Below are 14,405 nucleotides of genomic sequence, written 5' to 3'. Positions count from 1 at the left end.
TTAAGCCTCTTCTAATACCGGTGAGCGGGTGTCTGAAAATTGATTGCTATCATCGCGCTTATACACACTTTTACCCATAATGTAGGTTTGCTCAACGCAGCGGTCGTCGCCTAACATCATCATTGCAAATAGTTTTTCATGTAGGGTTTTGGCATGTTGTATTCTAAATTTTAAAAACGAAGTTGCCGAACAATCCATTACAATAAAATCGGCTTCACAGCCGGCTTCAAAATTACCAATTGTCCCTTCTAAATCGAGCGCTCTAGCACCGCCGAGTGTTGCTAAATACAGCCCTTTAAATGCTGAAAACTTTTGACCTTGTAACTGTTGGATTTTGTAAGCTTCGTTACCTGTTTGTAGCAGAGAAAAGCTTGTTCCTGCGCCTACATCGGTACCCATGCCTACGTTTATGCCGTGCTCTTCACAGGCTTTTAAATTTAAAAGTCCTGATCCTAAAAATAGGTTTGAGGTAGGGCAGTGCGATATTGCCGCATTGTTATCTGCAAGGCAGCAAAGTTCGCGCTCAGATAAATGAATACTATGGGCAAATACTGAGCGTTTACGTACCATTTTTGCTTGCTCGTACACGCCTAAGTAATCTTCGGCTTCTGGAAATAGCCCTTTTACCCATTCGCACTCGTCTTTGTTTTCCGATAGGTGTGTGTGCAGGTAGGTGTCTGGGTATTCTTCAAGTAACTGAGTGCATTTTTGTAATTGCTCAGGGGTTGATGTGGGGGCAAAACGTGGTGTAACTGCGTAGCTTAGCCTGTCAACATTGTGCCATTTTTTTATTAGGGCTTTGGATTCGTCATAGCTTGTTTGCGCGCAATCAGATAAGTCGTCAGGGCAGTTACGATCCATCATTACTTTACCGGCAATCATACGTAAATTGCGTTTTTGTGATTCTTTAAAAAACGCATCAACCGATTGCGGGTGCACAGTGCCAAATACAAGGGCAGTGGTTGTGCCATTACGCAGTAGCTCGTCTAAAAAGCGATTAGAGATCTCTTTTGAATAATGCTTACACGTAAATTTTTTCTCTGTCGGAAACGCATACTCGGTTAACCAACTTAGCAGTTGCTCGCCGTACGCCCCCACCATTTCGGTTTGTGGTAAGTGTATGTGGGTGTCTATCATGCCGGGCATAACCAATTTGCCATCGTGGCGAATAATAGTGGCTGATTTATCTAAGCTTGGCAGTATGTCTTGCTCGTAACCAAGCTTAACTACTTTGCCTTGTTGAATAACTAACGCGCCTTTTTCAAAATAGCGATGGGCGTTGTCGCCTGCTATGGCAGGGTCGTCTACAAAATCGAGTATGTTGGCACAAACTACTGTTAAGTTATTATTGTTTTGCGTGCTCATTATTAGCTGCCTCTGTACGTTGAGTAGCCAAATGGGCTAAGTAATAACGGAATATGATGATGCTTTTTATCTTGTAATCTAAAGGTAATTTGCGCCTCTGGGTAAAACGCTGGGGTAGGTTGATTTTGATAATAACTATCTAAATCAAATACTAGCTTATAGGTTGCAAATTCTATCTCTGTATTTAGCCAGTCGGTAATACGCCCATCGCTATCGGTTGTGCCTTGGGTTAGTTGCACCCATTCGTTATTTGTAAGTTTAAATAGCTTAACAGCAACGTTTGCTGCTGGTTTTCCTGTGCTGGTATCGAGTATATGGGTGGTTATAGGGCTTTTTTTCATACTTTTATTCATAGCAATGACTCCAATCTTATTTTTGTTATTTTGGCTTGTTCGCCCGCGGCAATATTTAGCTCTGTACTGCGGGTGTTGTGCATGCGCTGCTCTATGAGTTCGAGCATTTGTTCGGCCGTTTTACCGCTGGCGCACACAATAAAAATAAAGCCAAACTTGTTCAGGTACTCTTTATTAAGGGCAATCATTTTGGTTAGTACGGCTTCGTTTGCTTTGCTCATACCTGATTGCTCATGCCCCGCTTTTTGTGCGGTAGCAGCGTATTTTTTGCTAAGGGTTGATAAATCACCTATTTGCGGGTGGCCTTCAAAGGCAGCTAAATAGTCGCTTTCGCCAAGGCTATCCCATATGCTTTGTGCGCATTCAAACAGCTGTTGAGCACTTTTAAATGGCATTGCTTTTACCATGCCCGCCACCCAGTTAGGGGCCGCGCAGCAATGCTCAAGTGCTTGTTTTGCTTGTGCATCATTTAGCGTATTTATTTGTAAGCTACTCATGCGTCTACTTCCTCCTGCGTGGTGCTAATTAAGGCATTTTTTAGTGTGCGCCATTGCAAGCCTTGGCGTTTTGGCGCTTGGGTTTGCATAGCCTGATAAAGGCCAATTAGCTGTCCACTAATCGAAATAGCCACTTCCATTGGTAATTTGCCCGTAATATTTTTAAGCCCAACAGGGCAGGTCATTTGTTGTATTTGATCGGCTGTAAAATCGCGATGTGCTAGGCGTTGTTTAAAACGTTTTGCTTTAGTGTCAGAGCCAATAACGCCCAGCCAATTGGCATCGGCGCGTTTAATAATTGCTTGGGTGAGTGCAAAGTCGAGCTGGTGGTTATGGGTCAGTATTAAGTAATTGTTAGCTTTAGGCGCACGTTTTACTTGTTCTGTTGGCTCTTCATCAACCACTTTTACTACGTTATTTGGAATAGCCTGTGGGAATACATCTGCGCGGCTATCTATCCATCGTATGCGAATAGGCAGCTGTGCCAATATACCAATAAGCGCTTGTGCTACATGGCCTGCGCCATAAATGTCGAGGGTAAAGCGCTCGCATTGCATGCACTCAAGCATAACGGTGGCAGCCCCGCCGCAGCACTGGCCTAAATTTGCACCTAGGTTAAATTGCTCAATTACTTGGGCGGCTTCGCCTTTGGCAAGTAGTTCGCGGGCTTTTTCTATTACTACGTATTCAAGGTGGCCACCGCCAAGGGTGTCGTAAATATGCTCGCCGCTTATTACCATTTTTGAGCCTGTGCCGCGTGGGGTTGAGCCATTTGTGCCAAGCACCGTGGCAATAACATAATTAGTGCCGCTTTTTTCGTGCTCGTTTATAGCCTGCGCCCAGTTTTGAGTATGAAAACCCTGAAACGACTCATTTAAATTAGTCATGTTGATTCTCCTTAAACCAGCTAGCGGTTTGCTCAATTGCACTCAATACTCGCTCTGGGGTTGCGGGTGTATCCAGTGGGGCGGTGTATTTGTAATCAGCCACACTGCTTATTGCATTACGAATGGCGCTCCATACACTAAAGGCCAGCATAAATGGCGGCTCGCCTACGGCTTTTGATCTAAACACGGTGGTTTCTGGATTTGCTGAGTTATAAAGATTGACGTTAAATTCGGCAGGGGTATCGCCAATAGCTGGTATTTTGTAGTTGGCTGGGCCAAAGCTTGCAAGCTGGCCTTTATTATTCCATTGTAAGTCTTCGGTTGTTAGCCAGCCCATACCTTGCACAAAGGCGCCTTCAATTTGCCCTATATCAAGTGCTGGATTAATTGAACTGCCTACATCGTGCAGTATATCAACACGGGTTACGGTGTTTTCGCCCGTAAGCGTATCTACTTCTACTTCACTCAGTGCTACGCCGTGAGCGTAGTAAAAAAATGGCCGACCTTCGCCTTTAGCTCTATCGTAATAAATTTTAGGTGTGGCGTAATATCCGGTAGATGAAAGCGATATACGGTTCATGTAAGCAAGGTTTGCAAGTTCGCTAAAGCTAATCTCGCCTTTACTAAAGGTAATGAGGTTATCTTTAAATACAATACTGTTGCTATCTACTTCAAAGTGCTCGGTAATAAAATTAATTAAGCGCTCTTTTATTGTGTTTACTGCGTTTAGCGCCGCCATACCGTTTAAGTCGGTACCGCTTGAGGCCGCTGTTGGTGAGGTGTTTGGTACTTTGTCGGTACGCGTAGCGCTAATACTTACCGCGTTAAAATCGACCCCAAAGCCATGGGCCACAATTTGCGCAATTTTAGTATTGAGCCCTTGGCCCATTTCGGTGCCGCCATGATTTAAATGTATCGAGCCATCGCTATATACATGCACTAATGCTCCGGCTTGGTTTAAGTGTTGTACCGTAAACGAAATACCGTATTTAACCGGCGTCATCGCAAGGCCTTTTTTTATAATAGGCGATGTGGCATTAAAGGCTTTAATAGCTGCTTTACGTTCCCAGTAGTCACCCGATTTCTCAAGCTGGCTTATCATATCTATTAAAATATGTTGCTCTACGGTTTGATGGTACGGCGTGGTATCGCGGCCTTTTTTGTATAAATTAAGTTTTCGGATCTCAAGCGGATCTTTACCTAATTTGGCGGCTATATCGTCCATTATTAGCTCGCCCATAATCATCCCTTGCGGGCCACCAAACCCTCTAAATGCGGTATGGCTTACGGTATTTACTTTACAGCGATTACCCTTAATTGTGGCAGCTGGGTAGTAGTAGGCGTTGTCGGCATGAAACATGGCGCGGTCTACAATGGCATCCGATAAATCAGGCGAGTAGCCACAAAATCCGTTTACGGTAATGTCGGCACCTTCTATTAAACCATTTTCGTCAAAACCAACATGGTATTGATTATAAAAAGGGTGGCGTTTGCCGGTTAATTTAAAATCGTCGCTGCGGGCTAGGCGCATTTTTACTGCGCAGCCAAGGTAGTAAACCGCAAGGGCAGCGAGGCAAGCCCATGGTGCGCCTTGGGTTTCTTTGCCACCAAAAGCACCGCCCATACGGCGGGTTTCTACGTTTACAAAGCTAAATGGCTTTTTTAAAATTTTAGCAACTAAGTGCTGCACCTCAGTAGGGTGTTGCGTAGAGCACTGAACATGAATGCCCCCGTCGTTATCAGGTTGCGCAAGTGCTATTTGCCCCTCAAGGTAAAAGTGTTCTTGGCCGCCTATGTTTATTTCGCCTCTAAGCTGGTGGGCTGCATTATTAATGGCGTGTTCGCTATTACCACGGTTAAGTGAATGGGGCGGCCTTACCCAATGCTCTTTGCTAATGGCTTCTTTAATATCGAGTATGGGTGTAGTTTGCTCGCACTCTATAACCACTAAACGTGCCGCGCGACGCGCTATTTCATAGGTGTCGGCAACGACAATTAATACAGGTTGTCCGTGATATTGAATTTCATGGCTGGTGAGTAATACATCACCAGGAAATACTGGGCCAATATCAAGCTTACCGGGTACATCATCAGCCGATAAAATACGTTTAACGCCTTCAACTGCCAGTGCGAGACTTGTATCTATTGATTTAATAAAGCCACTTGTAACAGGGGCGAGCACTGGGTAGGCATGTAGGCAGCCGTAAGGCTCAGGATTATCGTCGGCAAAATTTGCACTGCCACAAACTTGTTTAATAGCGCTTTCGTGATATTTAGATTGTCCAACGCTACCACCTTGCGCTTTTAGTTTATCCATTTCAAAGTGACGCATGTGAAATCCTCGTAATGGCAATGTTGTTATTTTTACTGCTAGTTGGCTGTGCATCGCAAAACTCAATACCAATACGCTGTAGCAAATTTTTGCTTACCGTAGTGCGGTAATGCGCACTGCTTCGTACATCGCTCATGGGCGTAAAGTCATCGTTAATAGCCGTTGCTGCGTCTATAAAACTACTTACTTGTAATGATTGAGATATCAGCTTTTGCTCAATATGCTGCGCGCGCTTAGGAATAGCTGCCATACCGCCCATAGCGCAGCGGGCTTGAGTAATCATGTTTTGTGAATGCTCTATAGCAAGCACCAAGCACACGGTAGATATATCGTCTTCAAAGCGTTTTGATATTTTATGACACGCCAGTTTTAGTGACTCTGGGCGCTTTGGGATGGTGAACTTACTAATTACTTCATCGCTTTTAAGAACCGTTTTTTTGTAATCAATAAAGTAGTCGGCAACTTTAATAGTGCGCGTACCAGTGCTGCTTAATAAATCCATTGATGCATTAAGCGCGATTAAAAGGGGAGCTGGATCGCCAATAGGAGAGGCATTTCCTATGCTGCCACCTAGTGTGCCGCTGTTACGTACTTGATTAGATCCTAAGCGTTCAAATAGCTCTTTTGACTCTGGGTAGTAATTGTAAAAAGCGTCTACAAATTGGCTATAAGGTAGTGCTGCACCAATGTGTAGCTCACCGTTATTATCTGCCAAGGTACAAAGATCCTTTACTTGGCTAAGGGAGATAATTACATCTGGTAAGAGCATGTTTTGGCTAAGATCAATGGCAAAGTCGGTGCCACCAGCAACTAAATGTGCATAAGGATAAAGCGCTTTTAGCTCAACAAGTTGTTGGGCAGTTTGTGGTAAGTAAAATTTGCGAGGACCATTTTTTAAAAATGGAATATCGTCATCATATTGCGTATTAAGTGATGCTTTAAATTGGGCGGCCATTGCTGAGTACGGTTCAGCTTTACGCTCATAGCTATAGGCTTTATCGGCTGCAAGTAATATTGGGCTATAACCTGTACAACGGCATAAGTTACCACCAAGTGCATGAATAACCGCTTTTTTACCAGGGTACGTTGGCTCATTAATATAAAGAGCCAACAAACTCATTATTATACCGGGCGTACAAAAACCACATTGCGAACCATGACACTCCACCAGTGCACGTTGTACGGGGTGTAAATCGGTTAAGTTTGGGTATAAGCCAGTAGTCACAGCCTCTACCGTTACTATATGTTTTGCATGCGCATTACCTAATAACAATAAACAGCTGTTCATTGTTTTGTATTGCCAACTAGTTTGCCCGTTTGCATTTATACGCTCTTCACCCACTAAAATTGTGCACGCGCCACAGTCGCCAGTTGCACACCCTTCTTTGGTGCCCACTTTCCCTTTTTTGGTGCGTAGCCAGTCCAAAATGGTGAGACTTGGCGAACATTCTTGTACTTCAATTGGCGTGTTATTTAATAAAAATTGAATCACACAGACCCCCTTAATTTTTATAAAGCCCTGATACATAAAGGCTTGGCGTATGTTTTTTCTTGTTATTTGCGCACGGGTAACAAAAATACTTTTTAATATTAGTAAGTTTATTGCAGTTACTATGCCATTGTTGACCGCTTGGTCAGTTAATGGTTTGGGGCGGCTAAATTATCGAGGCATAGGTAATAACGGCGTAGCCTTAAAAAATAAAGCACAGTGAAGTGAATGCTCTTACTATTTAAATCTAAAGGGGAAAATAGGGCTAGTAAAAACACATTAATGAAAATGCTTTATGTTGTGGTTAAACCTGACCAAGGGGACATGTTTTTTATAATGAATATAAAAGAGCTTGCTGATACGCGCTATTTAGCAGTACGCTTGCGGGTCGAGTTATACAAACGCCAACACGTTATGGTATGTTATTAAAAACACATAAATAATTGAATAACCTAAACTAATTATGTTAAATTACGATAAAAAGAAGATACGGACTTAGCTTTTATGGACTCTGAAATAGATTTTTCTACCTACACTTTAGATGAGCTTTACTCATCAGCGAGAGTTATAGATCGCGAAGCCTACCCAGATCGAGCAAAAGAAATAGACGACTTAATTAAAACGCGAGAAGCACAGAGCCCATCTGAAAATATTGTATCAAAACTAGCAGGAGAAAAAGCAACGCGCTCAGATAGGCTAGTGGCTGCTATTGTTGATGGCGTTTTAGGTGTTGTTTGTTTTATACCTTTATTCATACTCGTAGGGTTTGATAATTTAAGCCAACCAACACTTACTTTATCTGCAGGTTTGCTAGGTTATGGCATATTAAGCACGTTAGTGCTTCATGGTTACCTTATGTACCAACGCGGACAAACAATTGGTAAATCTTTAATGTCTATCCGTATTGAAAATTTAGATGGTACACAAGCTAGCTTTACTACAATTTACTTTAAACGCATGCTTTCTATGCAACTCTTATCACTTGTCCCTTCGGTAGGTCAGTTTATAGCTGGTTTTGTTAATCCATTATTTATATTTGGAAAAGATAAACGATGTTTACATGATCATTTCGCGGGAACAAAAGTGAGTTATGTAGATTAATCAGGATATTAATTATGGCAGCTTTGCCTAGGCAAAAAAAATTACCCGGATTTAAAATAATCTACAGTTTGGCTTTATCAGCATTATTTATTGTCATTTTACTATTTTACATGGAAGTAATTAACGAAAAGCCTCTATTGCATCAGTTTTTATATTTGTTTGGATTATCTTCTTTAGGAGTGGTTATTGAATGGCTATCAACAAATAATAAGCAATCACAAGCTATTGATATTGCGAATGGTGAATTTAAATTACTTGGTATAAATATAAAGGTGTCTGAGCTAGAAGAAGTACTTTATTGTCAAACGAAGCGGTTTGAGCATACCTTAAGGTTTAAATTTAGAGACGCGACCTACCGAGACATAGAAATATCAGCCCCTGACTTGATTGATGATTTACGTTTTTATCACTTTATGGTTGGTAATGGTTTACCAGTAAAAATGACAGACGATACAGGGCGTTTTTCTGAGGGAAGTTAATGAAAATTAGGGTGTCATCCACTCTAATTACCAACACAATAAACTCTTACTTTTTGTTTATAAATTAATTGTCGGATAGCATGGCTTCGTCATTTATCCGACCTACGTCAACAATAAAATTAGGGTAGATGTCAGCGTTATTTTTTATGTAATTCTACAAGTTGGATAGGTATTAGCCTATTAATCTTTGAGTCAATTTTTGTAGGCTATCTCGCTTATTTTGAGTGGAAAAATAGGGCTAATTTAATTTTAGGGGCTACTTATAAACAACGTGTAAAAAATACCTACTTTTAAAATAATTACCTTTTCAAATATTACCTTTCATAAAACCTAACCTCAAACTGCATTCAGTGTAAATTACAGCGTTGTTTTTAAATGTATTTTTTAAAGTTAATTCAACTTTTAAGGGATGTTTTTTGGCACGTAAGTTGAAACAACTCCTTATAAACTTTAAAAAGGAATTACCATGACTGCTGAATACTTTATGGTACTAGGGTTACTCGGTGTTGCATTTTTTGCTGTTGCAGGTGCATTGCTTGGGTATGAAAAAAACATTAGTGGCTTTGGCGTCGTAGTGGTTGCAACCGTTACAGCACTAGGGGGCGGTACCCTCAGGGATATACTTTTAAACAAACCGGTATTTTGGATTGCTACCCCGGAGTATCTATATTCGACCTATGGGGCCGTTATAGCAACAATTGCATTTATTCGATATTTACCGCGCGTTAATAACTACTACTTCTTATTAGTAGACGCTGTGGGTATGGCGTTATTTAATATTATGGGGATAGAAAAAGCACTCATTAATGGCTCTGGCATGGTGGTCGCAATTACCATGGGTATCACTACAGGTATATTTGGTGGTTTAATACGTGACGTAATTTGCCGTGAGGTACCAACTGTTATGCGCAGCGAACCTTACGCCTCTGCATGTTTAGCGGGTGGTGCAGTTTATGCTGCTTTATTTAGCCTTAATGTAGATTACATTTGGTGTATTTTAGGCTCATTTTTCACGACTATCTTTTTAAGATTAGGCTCTTTGCATTGGGGTTGGCATTTAACTATTTTCAGAAAAAAAGACTTCAGAGATCAAAGCGACTAATTTTAGCTACGAGTAGCCCGCGTTTGCATGTGGTACTCGTAATTATTCTCATCCGTTATAGTAAAACCCAGCCGCTTATAAAGTCCTAATGCTGGGTTGTTTTTAAGCACTGTGAGTTTAATGGGTTTTGACTGCGCACTTGTAATAACTTGTTTAATAACCGCTTTCCCATACCCTTTATTTTGATGCAGTGGATGTATTTGTAATTGCATTATTTCAACGTATTGAGCGTGCGTTTGGTACTTTAAAGTACCAATGGGTACCTCATTTATAACTATAAGGTGGGAGCAGTCATATTGGTCATCAAGTCTTAAAACATGCTGTTGCTCAGTTAAAAATAACCTGGCCCTTTCCAAGTGTTCAATCATAGTTAGTTTTCTGAGGCTTAATAAGTAGTCTCGGTCTGAATATGCTGCCTTTATAAATTTAAAAACCATAGTGCTCCCTTGCAACAGCCTTAATATTTATAATTGTAGAACTAGCCAAAATAAGTGCGCAGTATTAAATGTGCAAGCCAAACTAATAAAGGCAATACTACCAATACCCAAGTGCTTTCCACCAAAGCCCGCCAATAATTCCCCATACACTTAAATTAATAATGCTCATTATAAGGCCCATTACCCACCAATCTTTTAATGATACATAGCCTGAGCCAAACACGATGGGAGATGTGCCTGTTGCGTAATGCGTTAACGACATCATGAGTGATGAAGCGCCAGCTAACAGTAAACCTAAAAATAAAGGCGGAGCGCCAAGCGCTAAACCTGCGGCGTAAAATGCGGCAAACATAGCTGTAATATGTGCTGTGGTACTGGCAAAAAAGTAATGAGCATAAAAATACACAGCTACCAATATAATGGCCGATACAATCCAGTCAAAACCCAGTTGCGCAATGTTGCTCTCAACAAGTGTTGAAAACCACGTTACCAAACCTAGTTTATTTAAAAAAGTGGCCATCATTACTAATGCTGAAAACCAAACAACGGTATCCCACGCAGACTTTTCTTTAAGTACATCGTCCCAGCTTAATACACCAGTCACTAATAAAATCGACAAACCCAAAAAAGCCACTGCGGTTGTGTTAACCGCGTAGTCAGCCCCTAAAATCATTGCGGGTACACCGGCCCATAAAACAAGCAGCATAGCAAAAACTCCCACCATTATTTTTTCGCCATAACTCATTGGGCCCATTTCAGTTAATTTAGATTCTGCATAGTTTTTAGCGTCGGGCGTACTTTTAACTTCAGGTGGGTAAATGGCATAAACAACCAAAGGCACAAGGGCAATACATAGCAAACCAGGAACAAGCGCTGCCAGCGCCCATGTACCCCAAGTAATACTAATATTTGCACCGGTAGCATCAGCAATAAGCTTTACAATTAGAGGGTTTGGCGCAGTCGCTGTAATAAACATAGCTGATGTAATAGGGTTTATATGGTAGCTCACTAAAGCAAGGTAGTGCCCAATTTTACGAGATGTGCCTTCCTCAGGGGACGAGCCAAAGCTTGTTGCTATCGACTTCATTATTGGGTGAATAATAGCGCCGCCTCGCGCGGTATTACTTGGCGTTACAGGCGCTATAACAAGTTCAGACAGCGCGAGTGCGTAACCAATACCAATTGTTTTTTTACCAAAAAGAGAAATAAAATTATAGCCAATACGATTTCCCAAACCGGTTTTAGCTAACCCCCGAGATATAATAATAGCAATACCAATCAACCAAATTAATGAGTTAGAAAAGCCACTTAATGCATCTTTAATAGCGCCAGATGGGCTGTCATTAGTTACGCCGGTTAACGCAACAGAGGTAATAGCTAAAATAGCAATGGCGCCGATAGGCATTGCTTTACCAATAATGGCAACAACAGTACCAATAAATAAAGCGAGCAAATGCCATGCGTTTTCGGTAACACCTTGCGGAGGCGGTACAGCAAACCAAAGTAGTAAAACAATGGCTATAGAAATCAGTCCAGAGGTAACCCGAATATCAGTACCCTTCATTAAAAAATGTCCCTAAGTTATAGAAATGCATGCATTCTGTGTATTGAAAAGGCAACGTTATTTTACTTCATTTAATAATAAAACAGGTGACGCACATCATATGAATATTAGACTTATTTAATTTTATTAATAAAGAGGTAATAAACCATAAACTAAAGATGAATAATTAAATTACCAAATGAGAGCTTACATTGTACTTAATCAACTATTATTTTTTAAGGGTTAGTTTGAATTGTTTTATCGGCTTGTAAGGTCTTTGTAAGTCTTAACGAATACTTGGAAATACAATGAACTTAAAACACACAAACAACGCACTTTCTTTTTTACTCTCATTGAGCTTTCTACTGCTTGGCTTATCGTTTGCGTTAGGTGCAAATCCTAATACGTTAACGGCTACATTTAGCTTTTATGAGCTTGATGCGTTAATAGGTGTAAATACATTAGGTTTATTGGCGGGCTCAATTATGCTCGCACTAGTAGCAACAACCTTAGCTGCGCATTTTAAATTAATAAAGCCTACAGCGGCACTCGTGTTAGCTATTGTAATTAGCATCGTCCCGTTACTAACATTATTTGCTAGCAACCGTTGGATGGCGCAACTTGGCGGTTTTCCAATCATTGGTAGCGGACAGGGCATAATTAAATACTTTGCTGTAATCCCTTTATATTTGTTTTTATTTTATAAAGACAAACTTACCGACAAACAACACGTACTTTTAAACTTTATACCGGTTGCTATGGTTTTACTGTGGATTGGCGGCATGAAGTTTTATGAGTTTGAAGCAAAAGGCATTGTAAGTTTAGTAGAAACCTCACCATTTATGTCGTGGTTATATACGGTATTTAGCGTACAAGGCGCATCTAACGTGATTGGCGGGTTTGATGTATTATTTGCTGTGTTATTGGGCTTAGGGCTATTTTTAAATAATAAAAAGTTAATTATTGTAAGTGGCTTAGCGTGTTTAAGCGTATTTATGATGACTCAAACATTCTTAATTACTGCAACCAGTGCATTTAGTTCTTCCACTTTATTGGAGCGTTTAGGTCAGTTTGTAATTAAAGATCTTTGGTATATAGCCAACCTTGTTGTTATTGCTTTTTTAATGATTTTTAAACCGACTAAATAAAGAGGACGTTATGATCAGTTGCAACCAATACGACTATATCGAAATTGCCTGTATGCACCGTTTAAGTATTGAGCTTATATTAAAAAATGGTGATGGTGTATGTGGCGTAGCAACTGACACAAAACGCAATGCAAATAGAGATGAATGCATAGTTGTTAACGTAAATAGCGAGCTGCAACACATCGTGCTCACTACAATCAGCGTACTTAAAGCGCGTGAGAAAAATCCATATTTTGACCACGTGAACTTTGATGTAAAGTAAGCACCTCACTCATTCGTTTTTATCATAAACACCTCTAGCGAGCCTGTATCGTTAATATGTTAAGGCTCGCTTATCTAACCAATGCTTTAGCTCATACGTGCTTAATACATAAAGCCAAAGTTTTCCTATTACTCCTCTTAATTTTTTAATAACGTTTTTTACCGAATAAGGCTAAACGCCAGCTATTAAAGCGTAAAAAAATGCTAATCCAGTATAAGTAAGCCTCAATAAGCTTGTGTAGCGCTTAGTATCCGTACGTTTGTTAATTATGGTCGTAAAAGGTAGCTACATAAATAAAGCTAACTTACAGAAGTAACTGTTTATATAAACAGCTAATTTAATTTTGTCCAATAACATTATTAAACGCCGTTTTGGTGCAAAATAACAAAGGGCTTTTTATAACATGCCTAAATACTTGTTTACATTAAAGTTATTTAGTGGAATTATTGAACAATGTAATATACGCCGTTTTGGGGTGTTATAAACCCCCAAAGTGGTGTTCAATAAGCTGTTATGAATTACAAGGAGTCGTATGAAGTCTGAACGTTTTTTTAAATGGATATGGAATTTTAATGGGTTGGTGGCGTTTATAGCTATTTCCATAGGAACTATATTTATTAGTTATGAATTAGTCTCCAGCCTTTTTAAAGAAGAATATATTGAACCTCTCACTCTAAACCTTGCAGAAGACGAAGCAGGTGAAGAAAAGTGGAGTCTTGGCCATCCAAATAAAATTGGTGAAAGTGATTTCTATTATATTCCTTTGGAATCTGAAAAGTTAGATGTTGAATCAAAGGGAACTATTGTTGAAGGATTTGGAGGAAGTCGCGGTTATTACACAAAAACGCGGTCTAAAAATGCTCTTTTCCTTAACGGTAAAACTAATAATTCAAAGTGGCTTTTTAAATCAGTTAATCAACTAATTACTGACATAAAGGTTGTCTCGAGTTATGAGAATTCTCGTAATTCAAAAGCTTTGGCTTTGTCGTATGAGATTATTAATAGTGATACTAATCAAGATGGTAAGTTTGATAGTTTAGATAAGCGCACTTTTGCACTCAGTAAGATAGATGGTTCTAATTACATAGAAATCATTGAAGGTTACAACAAAATTGTAGAGTCCAACCTAAATTTAGAAGGTAATTTATTTGTGGTATTTATCAATAATAACGAAGTCTTTTCAATGATAGTTAATTTAAGTACCTTTAAAATCATAGATAAAAAACCTTTACCTAGAGTAGGTAATTCATAACAAGTTGCTTAAAAGGACAAAAAACAGTTGGCTTTTGCTCCTTCGTCGCTATTTTAGCCAACAATTTTTTGCCTCTTAGCAAGGCGTTGAGGCTGTAGAATTACTCTTTTTAGGAACGTATTCTACTATTTTTAATTGATTGCTTTTTAACCTTGAAT

14 protein-coding genes are annotated in these 14,405 nt (G+C 39.9%); 6 read left to right on the top strand and 8 right to left on the bottom strand.

From position 1 onward, the window contains the following. From guaD to xdhA, 6 genes are read right to left on the bottom strand one after another with little or no spacing between them, the layout of a single operon-like run. Entirely contained in the window at positions 1-1,365 is a 1,365-nt protein-coding gene (gene guaD, locus I6F54_RS13655) for a guanine deaminase (protein ID WP_197141832.1), read from the bottom strand. Positions 1,366-1,367: 2 nt separating this feature from the next. Beyond that, positions 1,368-1,718 carry a hydroxyisourate hydrolase gene (gene uraH / locus I6F54_RS13650; RefSeq protein WP_165741026.1) on the bottom strand — a complete coding sequence of 117 codons (351 nt, stop codon included), beginning with the start codon at positions 1,716-1,718 and terminating at the stop codon, positions 1,368-1,370. Beyond that, the gene (gene uraD / locus I6F54_RS13645; protein ID WP_197141830.1) at positions 1,715-2,215 is read right to left on the bottom strand and encodes a 2-oxo-4-hydroxy-4-carboxy-5-ureidoimidazoline decarboxylase; all 501 of its coding nucleotides are present in this window, start codon (positions 2,213-2,215) and stop codon (positions 1,715-1,717) included. Before uraD ends, uraH begins: the two co-directional genes overlap by 4 nt. Then, the gene (gene xdhC, locus I6F54_RS13640; RefSeq protein ID WP_165729414.1) at positions 2,212-3,102 is read right to left on the bottom strand and encodes a xanthine dehydrogenase accessory protein XdhC; all 891 of its coding nucleotides are present in this window, start codon (positions 3,100-3,102) and stop codon (positions 2,212-2,214) included. The genes uraD and xdhC overlap by 4 nt, the downstream gene beginning before the upstream one ends. Further along, positions 3,095-5,434 (bottom strand): xanthine dehydrogenase molybdopterin binding subunit, encoded by a 2,340-nt coding sequence (gene xdhB / locus I6F54_RS13635; RefSeq protein ID WP_197141828.1) that lies wholly within the window; start codon positions 5,432-5,434, stop codon positions 3,095-3,097. Before xdhB ends, xdhC begins: the two co-directional genes overlap by 8 nt. Next, positions 5,421-6,926 (bottom strand): xanthine dehydrogenase small subunit, encoded by a 1,506-nt coding sequence (gene xdhA, locus I6F54_RS13630; RefSeq protein ID WP_197141826.1) that lies wholly within the window; start codon positions 6,924-6,926, stop codon positions 5,421-5,423. The genes xdhB and xdhA overlap by 14 nt, the downstream gene beginning before the upstream one ends. Before the next feature lie 501 nt (positions 6,927-7,427). Here xdhA and I6F54_RS13625 point away from each other — a divergent pair. From I6F54_RS13625 to I6F54_RS13615, 3 genes are all read left to right on the top strand, one after another. Beyond that, positions 7,428-8,024: an RDD family protein gene (locus tag I6F54_RS13625; protein WP_197120119.1), complete on the top strand. Its 597-nt coding sequence runs from the start codon at positions 7,428-7,430 to the stop codon at positions 8,022-8,024. A 14-nt stretch (positions 8,025-8,038) separates the two neighbouring features. Then, complete coding sequence (locus I6F54_RS13620) at positions 8,039-8,503, top strand: hypothetical protein (RefSeq protein WP_231617034.1); 465 nt, start codon at positions 8,039-8,041, stop codon at positions 8,501-8,503. Positions 8,504-8,969: 466 nt separating this feature from the next. Then, positions 8,970-9,605: a trimeric intracellular cation channel family protein gene (locus tag I6F54_RS13615; RefSeq protein WP_004334621.1), complete on the top strand. Its 636-nt coding sequence runs from the start codon at positions 8,970-8,972 to the stop codon at positions 9,603-9,605. A 2-nt stretch (positions 9,606-9,607) separates the two neighbouring features. Here the strand turns inward: I6F54_RS13615 and I6F54_RS13610 are convergent, their stop codons facing one another. Both I6F54_RS13610 and I6F54_RS13605 read right to left on the bottom strand, forming a co-directional pair. Further along, positions 9,608-10,042 (bottom strand): GNAT family N-acetyltransferase, encoded by a 435-nt coding sequence (locus tag I6F54_RS13610; protein WP_165741295.1) that lies wholly within the window; start codon positions 10,040-10,042, stop codon positions 9,608-9,610. A gap of 97 nt (positions 10,043-10,139) precedes the next feature. Then, on the bottom strand, positions 10,140-11,606 hold the full coding sequence (locus I6F54_RS13605) for a DASS family sodium-coupled anion symporter (protein ID WP_197141823.1): 1,467 nt from the start codon (positions 11,604-11,606) through the stop codon (positions 10,140-10,142). Between the two features lie 287 nt (positions 11,607-11,893). On the opposite strand from I6F54_RS13605, the gene I6F54_RS13600 reads away from it, so the two are divergent. The 3 genes from I6F54_RS13600 to I6F54_RS13590 all read left to right on the top strand — a co-directional run bounded on the left by I6F54_RS13600 (position 11,894) and on the right by I6F54_RS13590 (position 14,247). Then, on the top strand, positions 11,894-12,733 hold the full coding sequence (locus I6F54_RS13600; RefSeq protein ID WP_197120116.1) for a DUF417 family protein: 840 nt from the start codon (positions 11,894-11,896) through the stop codon (positions 12,731-12,733). A 10-nt stretch (positions 12,734-12,743) separates the two neighbouring features. Continuing rightward, positions 12,744-12,995 carry a Rho-binding antiterminator gene (locus tag I6F54_RS13595; RefSeq protein ID WP_197120115.1) on the top strand — a complete coding sequence of 84 codons (252 nt, stop codon included), beginning with the start codon at positions 12,744-12,746 and terminating at the stop codon, positions 12,993-12,995. Between the two features lie 532 nt (positions 12,996-13,527). Next, positions 13,528-14,247: a hypothetical protein gene (locus I6F54_RS13590; RefSeq protein ID WP_197120102.1), complete on the top strand. Its 720-nt coding sequence runs from the start codon at positions 13,528-13,530 to the stop codon at positions 14,245-14,247. Positions 14,248-14,405: the final 158 nt, after the last annotated feature.

Source organism: Pseudoalteromonas sp. SWXJZ10B (genome assembly GCF_015864475.1).
GTDB classification, from domain to species: Bacteria; Pseudomonadota; Gammaproteobacteria; order Enterobacterales; family Alteromonadaceae; genus Pseudoalteromonas; species Pseudoalteromonas arctica.
The sequence above is the reverse complement of the archived record's forward strand: the minus strand, read 5'-3'. Positions and strand labels throughout refer to the sequence as shown.